The organism is Pleionea sediminis (assembly GCF_007570825.1).
Lineage (GTDB): Bacteria > Pseudomonadota > Gammaproteobacteria > Enterobacterales > Kangiellaceae > Pleionea > Pleionea sediminis.
This window is the reverse complement of the sequence record NZ_SUNB01000001.1, coordinates 2,164,976-2,182,400: the sequence shown is the minus strand read 5'-3', so window position 1 is coordinate 2,182,400 and position 17,425 is coordinate 2,164,976. Positions and strand designations below refer to the sequence as shown.

Sequence of the window (17,425 nt, the reverse complement as noted above, 5' to 3'; positions counted from 1 at the left end):
GCATTTGTCGGTGCTACTCGACCTAAAAATCATGTCCAAAGTAATCTTCCTTCTCGTTTTATCACTCCTTGGCTACCTATGGTGGCGCGGACAGCAAATCAAAGATAAAGCCTATCAAGCAGTTTTGACGCGATGCTACAAATCGGATCTTGAGTTATTAGATGGAACGATAGCACTTCAAAAACAAAGACTGCAGAAAGACAAAAATGGTGTTTGGCGTTGGTTTAGAGACTATCAGTTTGAATTTACTTCAACACGAGAACATCGTTACAAAGGTTACATTAAGATGGCAGGCTTTCATGTCGTCGATATCCATTTGGAGCCATTCCACATTAATTAATCTTGCTCCGCACTCATTCTGACAGCTCGACTGTCATCAAAAGTACGTCCTAGAGCTATTATTGCAAGACGCTTAGATTCTTGGTAAATACCGGGCCCCAAATGAAGTTTGTCTGGACCTGAACGATTAATATCCTCCAAAACTAAACTCACCAAATTCTCTCGGAAGGGTAATTTTAACACTTCACTTGTTTTGCTGCGCCAGGGTGAGCGCGAAGCAATGTGATGATAGAACACACGTTCTTGAGAGTCGGTCCCAGCAAGCCCAGGACGATCACCAATACCACCATCCCAATAAAGACGCCCTTTTTGCCACAAGGGATGAAATAAAAAAGGAACGGCACAAGAGGCATAAATCGCATCAACCAGTGATCCTGACTTTAAAACTCGGGTTCGTCTCGCAAACCCATCCCAGACAGATAGGGCCAGTGGAACTCGACATTGTTCAAATTCCATGCAACCAAGAAGCTCTGATAATTTCCGCTTAAACTTTTTACCCCGTAACAAACCCAAACCAGGCCAAGGATCCCAAAAGTCATCTTTACTCAATTCATATAATTGTTGTTCAATGACCTCTGACTCAACTCCTGAGGCCCACAATGAGACAACCAATGCTCCAGCACTCGAACCAGTCACTTTAGCTGGGAACAAATTATGCTCCGCAAGAGCCGACAAAACTCCCGCATGAGCAAAAAAGCCAAAGAAGCCTGAAGACATTGTGAGAGTGAATGGTTTCTCTTGTAACCAGTTATGGAGTGTCATTAGCATCAGAATAAAATATATAAATAAACTCGAGAATCAATGAAGAATATAGCTCCTTCAAATACGCATAAAAAAAGGTGGAACAAGCCACCTTTTTCCTTCAGCTTCTGAAGTTTCACGTTAACCAGCGAAGGATTCTCCAGTTAACTTCTCATACTTCTCGATAAGCTGCTCTTTTGTTTCTTCATTATTTGGATCGAGTGGTATACAGTCGACGGGGCAAACCTGCTGACATTGCGGCTCATCGTAATGACCCACACATTCAGTACATTTGTCAGGATCGATCTCATAGATCTCTTCACCCTGGTAAATCGCTTCGTTTGGACACTCAGGCTCGCAAACGTCACAATTAATGCATTCATCTGTAATTATTAAGGACATAAGCCCCTCACTCTTTAAATCTCAACAACAAACGGGCGCGTATTTTAACCATCTGCTCAGCTATTGCAACCGTAATGACTAATTCTCACGCAACACCGTTCTCTAAGAAAACTTATCCGCAAGTTTTTGAGCCACAAAAGGATGAACAAAATCGGTGATATCACCGCCATATTTAGCAACCTCACGAACCAGAGTCGATGAGATAAAAGTATTTGTCTCATCGGGCGTTAAGAATACACTCTCTAACTCAGGCGCTAACCGCCGATTCATATTGGCCAGCTGAAATTCATACTCAAAGTCTGAAACAGCGCGAATACCCCGCAACAAAGCATCAACTTTGAGTTTCTTAGCAAAATTAACTAATAAGCCATCAAACCCAAGAACCTCAATAGATCCTACGCCATGAGTCGCCTTTTGGACCATCTCAATACGCTCGTCCATACTGAATAGAGGGCTTTTCCCTGGATTTTCGGCTATTGCGACTATCACTTTATCAAATAATCGCGCTGCTCTCGTTACAAGGTCTGTATGACCGTTAGTAATGGGATCAAAAGTACCTGGATATAAGATTGTTTTAACCATAACACTATAAAATTATTAATGATTATCTCATTTTAGTCGCTCTGACAGCCCTGACGCCAGCTTTGCAGAGATAGCATAGATAGTCAATTGAGGATTTACTCCTAAACTGGTCGGAAATAACGAACCATCTAATACCGACAAGTTATTAAAGAAATGACTTTTACCGGTACTATCAACCACTGAATTATCAGGGGAATCACCAAAAGCACATCCTCCCATTACATGAGCAGAGAATAATGACGTCCGCACAACTTGATGCTTTAAGCTTTCAATCATTGTTTTGGCAGCCGGCCAAGTTGTAGCCCACTGTGCATCCATATGAAAAGGTCTAATACGTTTCGCGCCGGCTGCAAATTGAAGTTCAGCCATATTGAGTAAAGCAGATTTCACCCCCTCCCACAGGTAACCATTGGCTTTATAATCCAGCAAAGGCTCATTAAATCTGTCCAGCTCAACCTGACCGCCTATACTTGATTCATTAAATCCATCTCTTAATAAAGCCAAAGATGCGTGAAAATAAGGAAATCTCTTCATCATTTGGCTATGTGGCTCGCCATGAACCGGAATGATAGAACTACCGATAACGGGATGGATAGGAGGGACTTCAAGTTTGTAACCGATTTTACCAGTGACGCCATCACGCCATAAAAATTCGTCGGAATAAACCGATTGAGGAGCACCATAAAAAGCATTCACCTTGTCTGGCATATCCGCAAGCACTGACGTAACGGGATGTAAAAAAGTTCTTTTACCGATAAGAGCGCGCGGATCAGGAACTTTGCTACGCATTAAAATAGCAGGCGTACCAATAGCTCCTGCCGAGAGCACCACGTAATTACAGGCCAGCTTAACCAGGCTATTTTTAGCCTGATGATTCTTATCAACTGGACTCAATAAGATATGTTCGACGACCTCTCCCCGATAAATTAACTTTTGACACCTTGCATTGGTAATTAACGTTGCTCCAGCTTTTACAGCAGCTGGAATAGTCGTTACCAACATGGACTGCTTAGCATCAATCGGGCAGCCCATGCCACAATAGCCCAAATTAGCGCAACCTCGTACATTTCGTGGAATTCGCGCAGCAGACCATCCCAGTTTATGAGCACCTTTTTCCAAAATTGAATTGTTTTCATTTGGAGGAATGGGCCAAGGCGAAATATTTAATTGTTGCTCTACTTTTTTAAACCAAGGAGCTAACTCTTCACTAGAAAAACCACTGACACCATGAACTTCAGACCAATGATTAAGAGTTTTTTCAGGCGTACGGAAACTGCTGGTCCAATTCACTGTCGTTGACCCACCAACAGTTCGACCTTGCATTACGGTTATACCTTTATCCTTTGTCTTTCTCGACATCGCTTCTTGATACAAATCGGGATAAGCTTGTGCCTCGTTTAGTGTAAAGTCAGCTGCTGTTTTGAATGCCCCTTCCTCAACAATGGCAACACTCAATCCCGACTGAACAAGAATTTCGGCCGCTATGCCGCCACCCGCTCCCGAACCGACAATAACAACATCGAATACTTTATTAATAGGCAAAGTATCTTTCGATAGGTCGATATGATTTTTATGTAGTTTTAGTGAAGTCATCGTTGAATCGGAGGTCCTGGATAATCACACAGCGACCAACTCTCTGTTTTACTGTAATAAGCAGCAATAATTAACTGTTGAAGAGCCTGATAACCTTGATTCAAAGTAACGAGCCAGCTTTCTCGCCACACCTGTAAAAAATTATTGATTGTAGTGGCGTCAGCATCAGTCCAAGACGTCCACACTCTTGCAACTAATAATTTAGCCGCTCTATTCCATAAAATATCGAGTAACTCACGAACTTCTTGCTGCGAGCGTTTAGAAAAATTTACGATAGCATTATCGATTAACGTTAATATCGTTTTAAAAGATACGTTTTGTTGCGTCCATAACTTTAGACATGTATCGCCTAACACAACAGGAGCAATCGACAAAAATAAAATTTGATCCGAATCTGTTAGAAACTGATACTTATCAGTTTCAATTGACTCAAAATCTTCTTTTTGAATCAATTGATAGACAGCGGTACCGCCACTAAACGCGGCTAGCGAAGAAACACTCCATATCATTAATTGTCGCCGAGTAAGCATGGTGCTCCAAGCAGTAATTTTTTCTCTACTTTAATGAGAATCAGAGCGTGAATCAAATGAAAAGTAATCGAATACTCGGCGTGCCAAAAAACAATCTTTACTAAAAACATTCAAATGATCTAGAAAACCAACGTGACCACCATACCGACTAAGTTCAAGAATAAGTCCGGGACCAAGCTGCTCCCTTTCCGGTATTACTTCTTCAGTCATAAAAGGATCATCTAAAGACTGCAACAGTAAAGTAGGTGTTTGTATTTTAGAAATAAATTGATAACTCGATGCTTTCTGGTAGTAATCATCAGCACTTTCAAAACCGCTAAGAGGTGCTGTCACATAATGGTCAAACTGCCAAAAATTTTTTATCGCGCTCAAGTCAACGGAGCTCGACAATTGAGGACCAGGTAAGTTTTCGGACAGTTTTTGTTGCATTTTTAGTTTTAGAGAATCGATTAAATGTTTTTGATAAATTCGACTCATTCCTTGGCTAATCGCAGTCGCACATGTCGATAGCTTAAAAGGAACAGAAACAGCCATGGCTTTCTTAATGTCCGTTTGTTCGGGGTTTTCACCCAACCATTTTAAAAGAACATTGCCACCCAATGAAAATCCGACAGCATAAACAGGATGTTGCGTTTGATTTTTAATGACCTTTATCGCAAAGCCTAACTCATCACTCGAACCCGAATGATAGGTACTCATGCTGCGATTTAAATTACGGCCACAACTACGAAAATGTGCAACCACGACGCACCACTGATGTTTCAAAAACTTTGCTATGAGTCGCTGAATGTAGTGAGACTGATAACTTCCCTCTAACCCATGAGAAATAACGAGCGTGGGACTGTCTTCTTTGCCAAACCAGGCGAATTCGAGAAAATCATCGTCGGGCAAGTCGATTACTTGCCAACGATTAGGTTGATAACGAGTCGAGATAAGCAAAGGACCCGCAAGCGTTTGCAAATGACGATTTGCAATTCCTGGCCAAGGCTTAAATTTCGACTCAATGATCATTAACAATAACCAGGCTATTCCTGATGGAAAGGCCGACTAAGTTCATGAACCGCATCAACAAATACTTTAGCATGCTCAGGATTAACGGTTTGGTGAATACCATGACCAAGATTAAAAATATGGCCATTTCCTGGACCATAACTTTTAAGAATATCGGCAACCTCATCTCGAATTCTTTCTGGAGAACCGTACAAAACAGAGGGATCCATATTACCTTGCAAAGCGACACGGCTATTAACTCGACTACGAGCATCAGCCAAGTTGCATGTCCAATCAACTCCTAAGGCATCGCATCCAGTATCAGCCATTTTATCTAACCAGTTTCCACCATTTTTAGTAAACAGAGTGACAGGTATTTGCTCACCTTGATACTCTCGCTTTAAACCGTCAACAATCTTTTGCATGTATTGAAGAGAAAACAATTCGTAATCTCTAGGAGTTAATACGCCGCCCCAAGTATCGAATATCATAACGGCTTGTGCACCCGATTCAATTTGCGCATTTAAATAACTAATCACAGAGTCAGCCAAAACATCTAATACGTGATGAAGTAACTTAGGCGACTGGTACATCATCCCTTTAATTTCAGAAAAGTTTTTAGTCGAACCACCTTCGATCATATATGTTGCCAATGTCCATGGACTTCCCGAAAAACCAATTAACGGAACAGAACCATCCAAGGCTTTACGAATTGTGCTCACGGCATCAGTTACATATTTCAGCTTATCGTAAGGATCAGGTACAAATAGATTTTTAACATCACTCTCGGTTCTAACTGGCTTTTCGAACTCGGGGCCTTCTCCCGCGACAAACTTTAAACCGAGTCCCATAGCATCGGGAATCGTCAAGATATCAGAGAATAATATCGCAGCATCGAGCTCAAAACGTCTTAAAGGCTGAAGCGTTACTTCACAAGCTAACTCCGGATCCGTCGCTAGAGCCATAAAACTTCCAGCTTTTGCACGAAGTTCACGGTATTCAGGTAAATAGCGCCCTGCCTGTCGCATCATCCAAACAGGAGTACAATCTACGGGTTGACGCAATGCGGCTTTAATATATCGATCGTTTTTCAGTGAACTCACGCAAAAATCTCCTACAACTAGTTACCCATATTTTACATGAATACGCAGGTAAGGTTAAAAAATTGCGTTAATTTTAGTTAACAGAACGGATTTCTTGTTGGACATCTGCGACGGACTTCAACCAAGGTTGGCGCTGTTTAAGCTCGGTAGGTAGCTTGTCTTTAGCAGATAATGCATCATTTTTTTGCTTGAATGGTCCTAGAACAACCACATACCAATCACCACCAAAACGATTGGTTCTGTAAAAATGTAATTCACCTACTTTCATGTTCTGCTTTATAAATTGAGCCGCACTATCCAAGCGACTGAATCCGGATAGTTGAATAACCCAGTCAACAGAAGGTCGATTCAGAAAAAACCGCTCTTCACTAGTGAACTTTACTTCTTGAGACGAGGCATTTTTCTCAATAGGTTTGTTTTCATTTGACTGAGATTCCACAGAATCAATTGCTTCCGCAATATCTTCTTCAACACTATCAACGACTTCTAGGCTTTGAACTTGATTATCACTTGACGGCTCAACTTTGAGAGCTTCTGTCGGGTCAGCTTGGGAACTCTCACTTTCTAAGGGTTCCGATATCTCGTCATTTTGATTGACATTATCAAGCTCAGTATCTTTAACTTTCGACTCAGAAATATTACTCAAAGTTGCCAAATTATCATTGGCAGCAATTTGTCCCTGTTTTTTATCATTTAATTCTTTACTTTCAGAGAAAGGCTCATCATCTGATGATGAAATATCAGGCAACTTTTTACCGTCTGACTCAACAAATACATCTGATGCAAAAACATCTTCTTTATTCGTGGATTCACTTTGATTTACTTTCAAGTCTGATGACTCAGTGGCTCCTTCTTGACCCGACTGATTTGAAGTAGTTTTACTGTCGACCTCTTGAGTATCACTCATATGCGAACCCAATTTTTGATCAACTTTTGGACTATTAATAAGCTCATTAATATCATCTTGGTAAATTAACAACCCAATTAACAGCAGTGCGACAAATAAATAAAGCATGCTTAAAGCAATCTTTTTTACTGGAAAGTTATCTTTGATATCATCTCGCCCCGCTAGCTTTTTTGCTGCCAGAGCCATAACTTTCGATGGATTGCCTTCTGTCTGTTTTAATATCTGCTCAATACTACTTTCAGGAAAAACGGTTTGTAATTGAGATTCTTTGACCTTGAGATGAGTCGCCAACAACTCTTTGCTCTCTTCTGATGTTAGAGGCTCAGCAGAAACAACAATCGACTTTTCTGGATAGTCAGCGGCCCAAATCAAATTACTCGACGACTCATCAGAAACTAATATGCAGTGAAATGTTTCCACCTGAACTTTATTGGCTAATAATTCGACTTGCTCTATTGTCAGCTCATTAGAGTTATCCAAAATTAACAGTAAATCTGTAGTAGGATTCACTTGACCTAATCCAAACTGGAAGCTTTGTAGCCCTGCCGTCGTTTGGATGCCGACAGCCTCCAATAGAGAAGAGAACCAATTTGAATCTTGACAATCCGCTAGTACGACATCGACTTCTTTAGGTAGCTGATCTATTAAAAATTTGATTATGACTGACTTACCAGAACCCGAAGCTCCTGATAAAAAGATAAGGCGATCAGAATATACAGAAAAGTGCTCCAGCTTCTCAGCTGTTTTTACCTGGCTGGTCAGCTCAATTAAATTCGCTGATGCCATCATCGATTGAAATAAATGCCCTTGTTCACTCATATTCAAAACATTCGACTACCTATCGCTTGCTTAATGTCCGACTCACAAAAACGTTCCGTAATTTCAACTTTTCCGACGCCAACTGGCACTACCAAAGTAATATTTGAACTTTGATTCTTTTTATCATGTCGCATCGTTGAGAGCAATTCTGAGATTTTAAAAGTTTTAGGTATTGTAGTTGGCAGATTATAAGTGCGATACAAGCTGCAAACTCGCTGAAAATATTCCGCAGTAATTAATCCTTTATCTTCAGCTAAGGCCATAACCATGCAAGTACCTATAGCCACAGCTTCACCATGCAGAAAATCTTCATAAGCTCCAGCTTTTTCAATTGCATGACCAAAGGTGTGCCCTAGATTTAATATTCCACGCAATCCTTGCTCGGTTTCATCGAGCTCAACGATCTTTGCTTTAATTGCACAACTCACTTTAACAATGTTACTCAATGCATCAGAATTTTTACTTAAAATTTCTGTTGATTGCATTTCTAAGTATTCTAAAAATTCAGAGTCGCGAATAAGTCCATACTTAATCACTTCAGCCATACCTGCAGCAAACTCTCGGGCAGGTAATGTGTAGAGGCAATCCAAATCAACTACGACTGCTTGCGGTTGATAAAACGCTCCAACCATATTTTTAGCGAGTGGATGATTAATGGCGGTTTTCCCACCAACAGAGGAGTCGACCATAGCAAGCAAAGTGGTCGGCACTTGAATGAACGGAATTCCACGCTGATAACACGCTGCGCTAAAGCCAGCCATATCCCCTACAACACCGCCACCCAAGGCAATGATAGTTGCGTTGCGTCTCAATCCATTTTTAATTAAAGCTTCAATTATTGACTGAAAAGTATCAAATGACTTATAGGCCTCGCCATCAGGCATAAAGTAAGTTGAAACTTCATAATTATCTAAAACAGAATTAAGTTTCGACAAATACAATCCGCCAACTGTCTCATTAGTTATAACGAAAACTTGCGTGGATTGAATGTACGGTTTGAAAAACTCAGCTTGGCTCAGAATGGTATTATCAATAAATATTGGATAACGATGATGTTTAACATCAACCGTCAACTGAGCCATGAGTAGAGGATCCGTATAGGTTAATTTTGTTGTACAAGTTCGGCAATACGGTTTGCAACGGCTTTAACTGTATTTTCGTTAGTTGCAACGACGTAATCACTGATTTCACGATAAAGAGGATCTCTTTCATCCATTAGATCGACTAAGGTCCCTTCTGGATCATCATTTTGTAAAAGAGGACGACGTTTATCGCGCCGAGTTCTCTCCACCTGCTGATCAATCGAAGCTTCTAAATAGATAACAACGCCCCGTCCCGCTAGATGCAGCCGATTTTCGTCACGAATAACCGCTCCACCTCCAGTCGCCAACACAATGCCTTGCTGAGAGGTTAATTCCTCTATAATTTTTTGTTCTCGGTCACGAAAACCTTCTTCCCCTTCAATATCAAAAATCCAATCGATAGGTGCTCCTGTGCGGCGCTCCAATTCTTGATCAGTATCGATGAACTCTAGTTTTAAGATATCGGCAAGTTGCTTGCCTATGGTTGTTTTTCCAGCCCCCATGGGGCCGACTAAGAATACGTTACGTTTATTCTTCATTGTGTCGATTCAAAATTCCTATCTTATTGATATATAAGACTTTTCACCTCTCAAAAATACAAGAACCCGCTCAAAGCGGGCTCTTGCGCCAAATTTGAGGGCCTATCTTACTCCTTCTTTGATGATTTTTGGAGTCACAAATATCAATAATTCACTTTTTGCTTCTGACTCAACAGTATTTCGGAATAATATACCAAGTCCAGGCAGGTCTCCGAGCAAAGGAACTTTGGTAACATCTTTATTCTTACGCTGCTGATAGATACCACCAAGAACGACAGTTTCGCCATTATCGACCAAGACTTGCGTTCCAACCTCCCGCGTATTAATCGATGGAACACCCAATACTTCTTCGCCTCTAGTATCTTGGTTAACTAGCAAATCAAGAATGATCCTGTCATCCGGTGTTATTTGAGGTGTCACCTTTAAACTTAACACTGCTTTTTTAAACGCAATCTTAGTTCCTCCAGAAGTACCACCTGCTGCTTCCTGAAAAGGAATTTCTTCACCGGCTTCAATATAGGCTTCTTTCTGGTTGGCTGTCACAACTTTCGGCGAAGCTATTACCTCACTACGATTTTCGCTCTCCAAGGCAGAAAGTTCTGCATCTAAAATTAAATTATCCGATAGTCGAGCTAAAACCATACCTATCTGACCTGCTGGCTGTTGAACCGGCAAGTCTACGTTTAACTGCCGATCCTCACCAACGGTTCCACCAGCAGCAAAATCATTTATAAGGTCCGTTGCACTATTTATTGTTCCAGAAACACCGATTCGATTACTGTCAGCTGTATTATGAACACCAAACCTGACACCCAACTCTTCGTTGACACCATCATCAGCAACGACAATTCTTGACTCAATCATCACTTGGCGAACCGGAATGTCTAAGGTTCGAACGAGCTGACGCACTTCATCTAGCTTCTTAATGGTATCTCTAACCATCAAAGTGTTCGTTCGCGCGTCAATCGTGATGCTACCTCTTTCAGAAAGAAATGACGTTTTTTCACCTTGAATAATCCCCATCAAGGTTGCCGCTTTTGCGTAGTTAACTTGAATAAATTCACTTCTTAGAGGTGCTAATTGTTCCACTTGCTGCTCAGACTGCAACTCCAATGCTTCTCGAGCTGCAATTTCATCTGCAGGGGCAATAAGAAGAACATTACCGTTTTGACGTTTATCAAGACCTTTTGTTTTCAAGATAATATCCAACGCCTGATCCCAGGGAACATTTTGCAATTGCAGTGTAATTGAACCAGTTACCGTATCGCTGGTCACCATATTAACGTTTGCTATATCAGCAATTAATTGCAAAACCGCGCGAACAGTGATGTCCTGAAATGTCAAAGACATTCTCTCACCGGTATATTGAGGTTCTTGACGTCGCTTTCGCTCGACCTCTTCGGGAGTCAACGGCTTTAACTCAATGGTATATTTGTCTTCTGCTTGGTAGGCAAGAAACTCGAATTCATTTGCTGTTTTGACAATCAAACGCACATTTCCGCCAACTTGCATGGTCTCTATAATCTTTGCCGGGGTTGCAAAATCAATAACGTCCAGTTTACGGATGAGCTCAGCTGGTATATCAACACCAACAAAATCAGCAACCACGTCTCGACCTTCTTGGCGTAAATCGATACCAATGTTTGGATTGCTTAAATCAATAATTACACGACCTTCCCCCTGATCGCCTCGACGGAAATCAATTCCTTCGATTTGCTTTACATTGGACGCAACTTGCCTCGAGGCTCCTGAAGAACTCGTTGGTGAAGAAGTTGAAATATTCGCTGCTTTAGGTTCTCCAACGGTCACGACGAAATCGGTGCCATCGATACGCGTAGAATAAGCAACACTTTCTACTAAGTTAATGACAACCCGCGTACGACCTTGGGCTTCAACCGCCGTAACGCTTCGAGTTGCTCCCACAGATACGGGCAAAGTTTTTTCCGCAAGTTTTACCGACGTATTTTGAAAATCAAAAGCAAGGCGAGCGGGATTTTCCGTTGAAAACTCTCTTGGCGTAGATGGTGTTTCAGACATATTGAAACGCAATTCAACTTTGTCCCCAGGGAGAACATTAAAGTTAATTGAATTGAGATCATTAGCCTTACTTGCAATCGAAGTAACCATCAAACATAAAAACAAAGAACCTCTTTTGATTATATTTTTCATTGCTTGATTACTCGAATTAAACTTTAACATTTGTTGTCTCCTGATGCTTCAATCACTCATTTAAGGCTAAATTAACCACACGCTTTTCCCAGCAGCCTTGCCCATCCGGAACGAGTGTTTCCACCATTATTCGGAACTCGTTGATATCCACAATTTTACCGTGATCGACACCAACATAATTTCCAGTTGCTACTCTAAATACTTTTCCTGCAGAGGGTCCGCCAGTCATTTTTATGAGCCCCCAGTTTGAATCGCCCTTAAACATTGCACCCACCATTTCCATTGAATCTAAAGAGAAACGTTCGAGATCTTCACGCGTCCTATCTGGATCAGGTTGCAACTCAACATCGCATTGCTCAGCAATAACCAGTAATTCTTTTTCAACTTCAGAAGAGAGCTCTGCGAAAGGACTTTTTAAATCATGAGCTTTATATTCAAATGATGGAGCAGCTTTAACCTCAGGCATCGGTTCGATAGGACCAGCGGGCTTAGCTTTCACAGATTCAACCCACTCCTGCAAATCGTCTGTCGATTCACTACAGCCCCAAAGCACAAATGAAGACATAAAAATTAGTGCTATTTTGTATTTCACTGCTGAACCTCCCCACCTTCATCGTAACGATAGGTCTTTGCAGTAATCGTCATCTTTAACATCATTTCACCTTCAGTACCGAACACTTCCCTGCCGGTATTGCTGATTTCAAAATCATGTAAAGTAACAATCCGCGGCATGTTCGAGACACGGCTAACAAACTCAGCGATTTGATGATAGCCACCGGAAATAATGATATCTAATGGCTCTTCAAAATAAATTTCTTTCGCAATTTCACCTTTGAGAGAAATATTATCGAGTTCTAATCCCGCACCAGTGATCGCGTAAGATATTTCATCAACAAGTCCTGGAACTTCACTGCTTTGAGGTAGCTGTTTTAACAATGACTCAAAAGAATTTTGAATCCGTTTCATTTGATCCCGATATGCATCCAAATGAACAGCTTTGCGCTGCTTAGTTTCGAAGCTTTGCTTTAATTCTCGCTCAGTGTTTTTTGCTGCAGCCAAAGCATCTTCGTCATCGCTCACAAATAAGACGTAACCTCCAACAACAACCAGAATGAAGACTATTGCTCCGAAAACAGCCTTTACCGGAGTTGGCCAAACTCCCATGTTGTTTACATCTAAATCTTCAAGTTTAAAATCTTGCAAACTACTCATTGCCCGCACCCTCTTTCGAATCAGATAGCGAAGCTTCTTTGATCGTCAGGGAAAACGCTTTGCGACTAGCACCATAATCCGAGTCCGTATCGATATCTTTAAGGCTTCCACTCTCAAACCATTCAGACTCATCGATTTTCCTCATAAAAGCTGTCACGCGCTGTGCTGACTCTGCGGTACCATTGATTACGAGCTTGTCACCTGTTCTTTTAATCGACTTCAAATTCAAACCTTCCGGAATTGCACGTACAAGTTCATCAAAAATATGTACAACTTTAGGACGACTTTTCTGCAGATTCGTAATCATTTGCATTCGCTCTATGAGTCGACGTCGCTCTTCTTCCAACTTCTCAATTTCCTTTATTTGTTCATCCAATTTCCGAATTTCAGTTTCCAAAAAACTATTGCGTCTCTCTTGCGCATCTATCTGCAGACCTACTGTGTATTTGTAAGCAAATACAACGACGCCACCGAGAATAAATACTAAGATTAAGACACTCAGAAATTGCTTTTGCTTTTCTTTTCGAAGTTCTTCCCGCCATGGGAGTAAATTTACGCGAGCCATTAATCAAAACTCCTTAGCGCCAATCCGCACGCAATCATTAATGATGGTGCATCAACACTTAGTGCTTGTGCATTTACTCGATTGGCAATGGACATATCAGCAAATGGATTTGCAATTGAAGCAGAAACTCCGAGACGCTCTTCTAGCATATCTTCCAGACCATCAATCACAGCACACCCGCCAGCTAGAACTATGTGATCAACTTCGCTGTACTGACTTGAAGAATAAAAGAATTGAAGTGAGCGGCTTACTTGTTGAATAACGGCTTCTTTGAAAGGCTCTAGCACTTCGGGCTCATAATCGTCGGGTAATCCGCCTTGCTTTTTCGCCATACCAGCCTCTTCATAAGACAGGCCGTAACGACGCTGAATTTCTTCGGTTAACTGTGCACCACCAAAAACTTGCTCTCGAGTATAAATGGTTTTGAAATCTTCAAGGACGCTCAAACTGGTCATAGTAGCGCCGACATCAACAATCGCTACAATTTTGCCTTCCCCTTGGTCTGGTAGTTGATTTTCTAACAACCCAAAGGCACGTTCCATCGCGTATGCTTCGACATCAACAACTTTAGTTTCTAACCCACCAAGTTCAACAGCATCAACGCGACTGTAAACATTTTCTGACCGGGAGGCAGCCAATAGAACATCCACCTTATCAGGGGCTTTTTCAGATTCACCAACCACCTCAAAATCTAAGGCGACTTCTTCTAAAGGATAGGGAATATATTGATCAGCTTCGACTTGAATCTGACTTTCCATTTCATCTTCAGAGAGATTCTTATCCATTTGAATCGTTTTGGTGATAACAGCAGAACCGGCAACAGCCACGGCGGCATTTTTGATGCCTGACTTTGATCGGCTAAGCACACGTTTAATTGCCTCGCCCACAGCTTCCGGCTCGCGAATATCACGTTCCGAAACCGCTTCTTGAGGTAACGGTTCTACCGCATAAGCTTCTACTCTATAACGAGAGCCCACGCGCCCCAATTCTAACAGCTTTACAGAGGTTGAACTAATATCCAACCCAACCACTGAAGGCCTTTTTGTCCCGAATAGCTGAGCCAGCATAAGCGTAAAATTCCTATAACTTTATATATTTACACTACTTACGTGTGTATTCACATTAAATAATAGCGCTAACTGTCCGATATTTCACCTTTTTTCCAAAAAAAATATCCTAATGCAACTATTAAACGATATACTGTGTCAAAATCATAATCTGAACACTAAATATATAGTTTGTGCCCAATGAAATATCTACTGAAAGCATTAAATAAAAGCGGATATTATGCGATCCTTTTCGCAATCGCCGGGTTTATGGGGTTCGGAGGGCTTTATCTCTACCTTGGCCCAAACCTTCCCAATGTCGATTCCATTCGAGAAATACGTCTGCAAACTCCAATGACTGTCTATAGCCACTCTGGAGATCTATTGGCAGAGTTCGGAGATAAGCGACGTATACCGGTCACTCTTGAAGAGGTACCGCAAACATTTATCGACGCACTTATTGCAACAGAAGATAAAAGATTTTACGAGCACTCAGGCGTTGATTTTTGGGGAGTTTTTCGTGCAATTGTGACCAATGTCACAACGGGAACACGTAGTCAGGGTGCAAGTACAATCACCCAACTCGTTGCTCGGAATGTCTATTTGAACCGAAAAAAAACTTTTACCAGAAAATTCAGAGAAATTTTTCTAGCATGGAAAATAGAATCTGAAATATCAAAAGATCAGATTCTCGAACTCTTCATTAACAAAGCCCACTTTAGTCATCGCGCTTATGGGCTGGGTGCTGCAGCGCAAGTCTATTTCGGTAAAGAATTGTCTGAACTGGAGCTCGATGAAGTCGCCATTCTTGCAGGAATACCAAAAGGCGAATCGATTTATAACCCTATTTCTAACCCAGATAATGCAGAAAACAGACGCAATCACGTGTTGGGTCGAATGTTGGCTGAAGGATACATCTCTGAAGAAGCTTACGAAGAAACGATCAAAAAACCTATTAACTCACGCAAGCATGGAACTGATGTCTCATTATCAGCGCCTTACTTAGCAGAAATGGTGCGTCGCGAAATGATTGAGCGTTTTGGTCGAGAAGACGCTTATAACAATGGCTACCGAATTTACACAACATTAAACAACGAATACCAACTCGCAGCCCAAAAAGCATTAAGAAAAAGTTTACGCGAGTACGATCGTAGACACGGTTATCGTGGTCCAGAACAAGTATTGGAAGCAATGAGTGACATGACTCTGGATGAAAAAGTCGACTTTCTAGAGAGCCTTCCTTTTGCCGCAGAGTTGTATCCCGCGATAGTTATTTCTATTGATGACGAAAACAAAATGGCCACAGTGTTAACTCAACAAGGTGAGGAAAAGAATATTCTGTGGGAAGGCATAGAGTGGGCAGCACCATTCATAAATCAAGATAGAAAAGGTTCTAAACCGAAGACTGTCAGCGAGGTATTGAAACCAGGTGACGTCATTCGAACCATATTAAATTCGGAAGATCAGCTAGAGCTCAGCCAAGTACCTGATGTAACGGGCGGGTTCGTCGCCCTAAAGCCAGAAACCGGAGCGGTTGAGGCCTTAGTTGGAGGTTATGACTTTAATTTGAATCAATTTAATATGGTGACTCAAGCCAGACGACAACCTGGATCAAATATAAAACCATTCATTTATTCGGCGGCACTTGAAAAAGGATACACCGCAGCAAGTGTATTAATGGATGCCCCCTTTACTGAGTTTGATGTCACAGCAGAGGATTTTTGGCGCCCCAAAAATGACAGCGGTAACTACAAAGGCCCTACCCGTTTAAGGGACGCCCTCAGGTTTTCTAACAACTCTATTTCAATACGCCTGATTAATGCGATTAATCCGAAGTTTGCAGAGGACTACTTGATAAAATTAGGCTTTCCCGACGAGTATATGGAACCCTATAACTCACTTGCCCTGGGAAGTGCCAGCTTCACTCCTCTCGAAGTCGCCAAAGGCTATGCAATTTTTGCAAATGGCGGATATAAAATAGAACCCTACTTTATCGAACGTATTGAAACACCTAATCAAGATGTACTCTTCCAAGCAGAGCCGATACAGGTGTGTAAAGAATGCGAAGATATCTTAGAAAAAATTGAAGAGCAGGCCTCTCAAGAGGTTGCCAATAAAAGCAGTTTAAATTCTCAACCAACAACCGATGAGTCGTTGGTATCGGGAGCTCAAGATCCGATGTTAATACCTCTAGAGGCATTACCTAAACTTCCCATTGATGAAGAGAAAATGGCTCCCAGAGTGATCGATGAGCGTAACGTCTTTATCGTTAATAGTATGATGAAAGACGTTATACATCGAGGCACCGCTTGGCGAACTCTTTACAACAGTGGAAGTCCTCTTTTACGACGAAACGATCTTGGCGGAAAAACAGGAACAACCAATGATGCGAAAGATGCCTGGTTTTCTGGGTACAATGGTGATTTTGTGGCTACTGCCTGGGTTGGATTTGCAGATTACTCCCTGTCTCTTGGTAATGGCGAGTGGGGTGGTCGAGCAGCCCTACCTGTGTGGCAAAAGTTTATGGAAGTTGCGCTAGAAAATAAGCCCCAAAACACAATGTCTCAACCTCCTGGCATTGTTACTGCGAGAATAGATCCTAAAACAGGCAAACTTGCCAACAGCGCAACAGAGAAAGCTATTTTCGAAGTATTTAGAACAGAGTTTGTGCCCGAAAAAGAAGAGGTCGAAGAAAAACCTATCGACGATCCTTTCGGAGATATTTTCTGATCATCGGTGAGTAAAACAGACGCTGAAATTAAGAAAAGCAAAGCTTAAGAGCACAAAAAAGGCGCCATTTGGCGCC

17 protein-coding genes are annotated in these 17,425 nt (G+C 41.6%); 2 read left to right on the top strand and 15 right to left on the bottom strand.

Annotated features, from left to right (window positions below; translation table 11 throughout):
• The first annotated feature begins 31 nt into the window (after positions 1–31).
• Positions 32–340 carry a DUF3301 domain-containing protein gene (locus FAX86_RS09005; protein WP_144392991.1) on the top strand — a complete coding sequence of 103 codons (309 nt, stop codon included), beginning with the start codon at positions 32–34 and terminating at the stop codon, positions 338–340.
• Here the strand turns inward: FAX86_RS09005 and FAX86_RS09000 are convergent.
• The 15 genes from FAX86_RS09000 to FAX86_RS08930 form a co-directional block, all read right to left on the bottom strand.
• Positions 337–1,101, bottom strand: coding sequence for a patatin-like phospholipase family protein (locus tag FAX86_RS09000; RefSeq protein ID WP_246128533.1), 765 nt, complete (start codon positions 1,099–1,101; stop codon positions 337–339). The two genes, FAX86_RS09005 and FAX86_RS09000, sit on opposite strands and share 4 nt — an antisense overlap.
• 120 nt (positions 1,102–1,221) lie before the next feature.
• Positions 1,222–1,482: a YfhL family 4Fe-4S dicluster ferredoxin gene (locus FAX86_RS08995; RefSeq protein ID WP_144392989.1), complete on the bottom strand. Its 261-nt coding sequence runs from the start codon at positions 1,480–1,482 to the stop codon at positions 1,222–1,224.
• 102 nt (positions 1,483–1,584) lie between these two features.
• Positions 1,585–2,064, bottom strand: coding sequence for a pantetheine-phosphate adenylyltransferase (gene coaD, locus FAX86_RS08990; RefSeq protein ID WP_144392988.1), 480 nt, complete (start codon positions 2,062–2,064; stop codon positions 1,585–1,587).
• 27 nt (positions 2,065–2,091) lie between these two features.
• On the bottom strand, positions 2,092–3,657 hold the full coding sequence (locus FAX86_RS08985; RefSeq protein ID WP_144392987.1) for a GMC family oxidoreductase N-terminal domain-containing protein: 1,566 nt from the start codon (positions 3,655–3,657) through the stop codon (positions 2,092–2,094).
• Complete coding sequence (locus FAX86_RS08980) at positions 3,654–4,187, bottom strand: hypothetical protein (RefSeq protein ID WP_144392986.1); 534 nt, start codon at positions 4,185–4,187, stop codon at positions 3,654–3,656. The genes FAX86_RS08985 and FAX86_RS08980 overlap by 4 nt, the downstream gene beginning before the upstream one ends.
• A gap of 30 nt (positions 4,188–4,217) precedes the next feature.
• Complete coding sequence (locus tag FAX86_RS08975; RefSeq protein ID WP_144392985.1) at positions 4,218–5,198, bottom strand: hydrolase; 981 nt, start codon at positions 5,196–5,198, stop codon at positions 4,218–4,220.
• Positions 5,199–5,212: 14 nt separating this feature from the next.
• Entirely contained in the window at positions 5,213–6,280 is a 1,068-nt protein-coding gene (gene hemE, locus FAX86_RS08970; protein ID WP_144392984.1) for a uroporphyrinogen decarboxylase, read from the bottom strand.
• Positions 6,281–6,353: 73 nt separating this feature from the next.
• Positions 6,354–8,006 (bottom strand): SPOR domain-containing protein, encoded by a 1,653-nt coding sequence (locus FAX86_RS08965; RefSeq protein ID WP_144392983.1) that lies wholly within the window; start codon positions 8,004–8,006, stop codon positions 6,354–6,356.
• Positions 8,007–8,008: 2 nt separating this feature from the next.
• Complete coding sequence (gene aroB / locus FAX86_RS08960; protein ID WP_144392982.1) at positions 8,009–9,088, bottom strand: 3-dehydroquinate synthase; 1,080 nt, start codon at positions 9,086–9,088, stop codon at positions 8,009–8,011.
• A 20-nt stretch (positions 9,089–9,108) separates the two neighbouring features.
• The gene (gene aroK, locus FAX86_RS08955; RefSeq protein ID WP_144392981.1) at positions 9,109–9,627 is read right to left on the bottom strand and encodes a shikimate kinase AroK; all 519 of its coding nucleotides are present in this window, start codon (positions 9,625–9,627) and stop codon (positions 9,109–9,111) included.
• A gap of 102 nt (positions 9,628–9,729) precedes the next feature.
• Positions 9,730–11,826 carry a type IV pilus secretin PilQ gene (locus tag FAX86_RS08950; RefSeq protein ID WP_144392980.1) on the bottom strand — a complete coding sequence of 699 codons (2,097 nt, stop codon included), beginning with the start codon at positions 11,824–11,826 and terminating at the stop codon, positions 9,730–9,732.
• A 22-nt stretch (positions 11,827–11,848) separates the two neighbouring features.
• Complete coding sequence (locus tag FAX86_RS08945) at positions 11,849–12,388, bottom strand: pilus assembly protein PilP (RefSeq protein WP_144392979.1); 540 nt, start codon at positions 12,386–12,388, stop codon at positions 11,849–11,851.
• Complete coding sequence (locus FAX86_RS08940; RefSeq protein ID WP_144392978.1) at positions 12,385–13,008, bottom strand: type IV pilus inner membrane component PilO; 624 nt, start codon at positions 13,006–13,008, stop codon at positions 12,385–12,387. The genes FAX86_RS08945 and FAX86_RS08940 overlap by 4 nt, the downstream gene beginning before the upstream one ends.
• The gene (locus tag FAX86_RS08935; RefSeq protein ID WP_144392977.1) at positions 13,001–13,573 is read right to left on the bottom strand and encodes a PilN domain-containing protein; all 573 of its coding nucleotides are present in this window, start codon (positions 13,571–13,573) and stop codon (positions 13,001–13,003) included. Before FAX86_RS08935 ends, FAX86_RS08940 begins: the two co-directional genes overlap by 8 nt.
• Positions 13,573–14,640 (bottom strand): pilus assembly protein PilM, encoded by a 1,068-nt coding sequence (locus FAX86_RS08930; RefSeq protein ID WP_144392976.1) that lies wholly within the window; start codon positions 14,638–14,640, stop codon positions 13,573–13,575. The genes FAX86_RS08935 and FAX86_RS08930 overlap by 1 nt, the downstream gene beginning before the upstream one ends.
• A 180-nt stretch (positions 14,641–14,820) precedes the next feature.
• Here FAX86_RS08930 and FAX86_RS08925 point away from each other — a divergent pair, with 180 nt between their 5' ends.
• On the top strand, positions 14,821–17,349 hold the full coding sequence (locus FAX86_RS08925; RefSeq protein WP_144392975.1) for a penicillin-binding protein 1A: 2,529 nt from the start codon (positions 14,821–14,823) through the stop codon (positions 17,347–17,349).
• Positions 17,350–17,425: the final 76 nt, after the last annotated feature.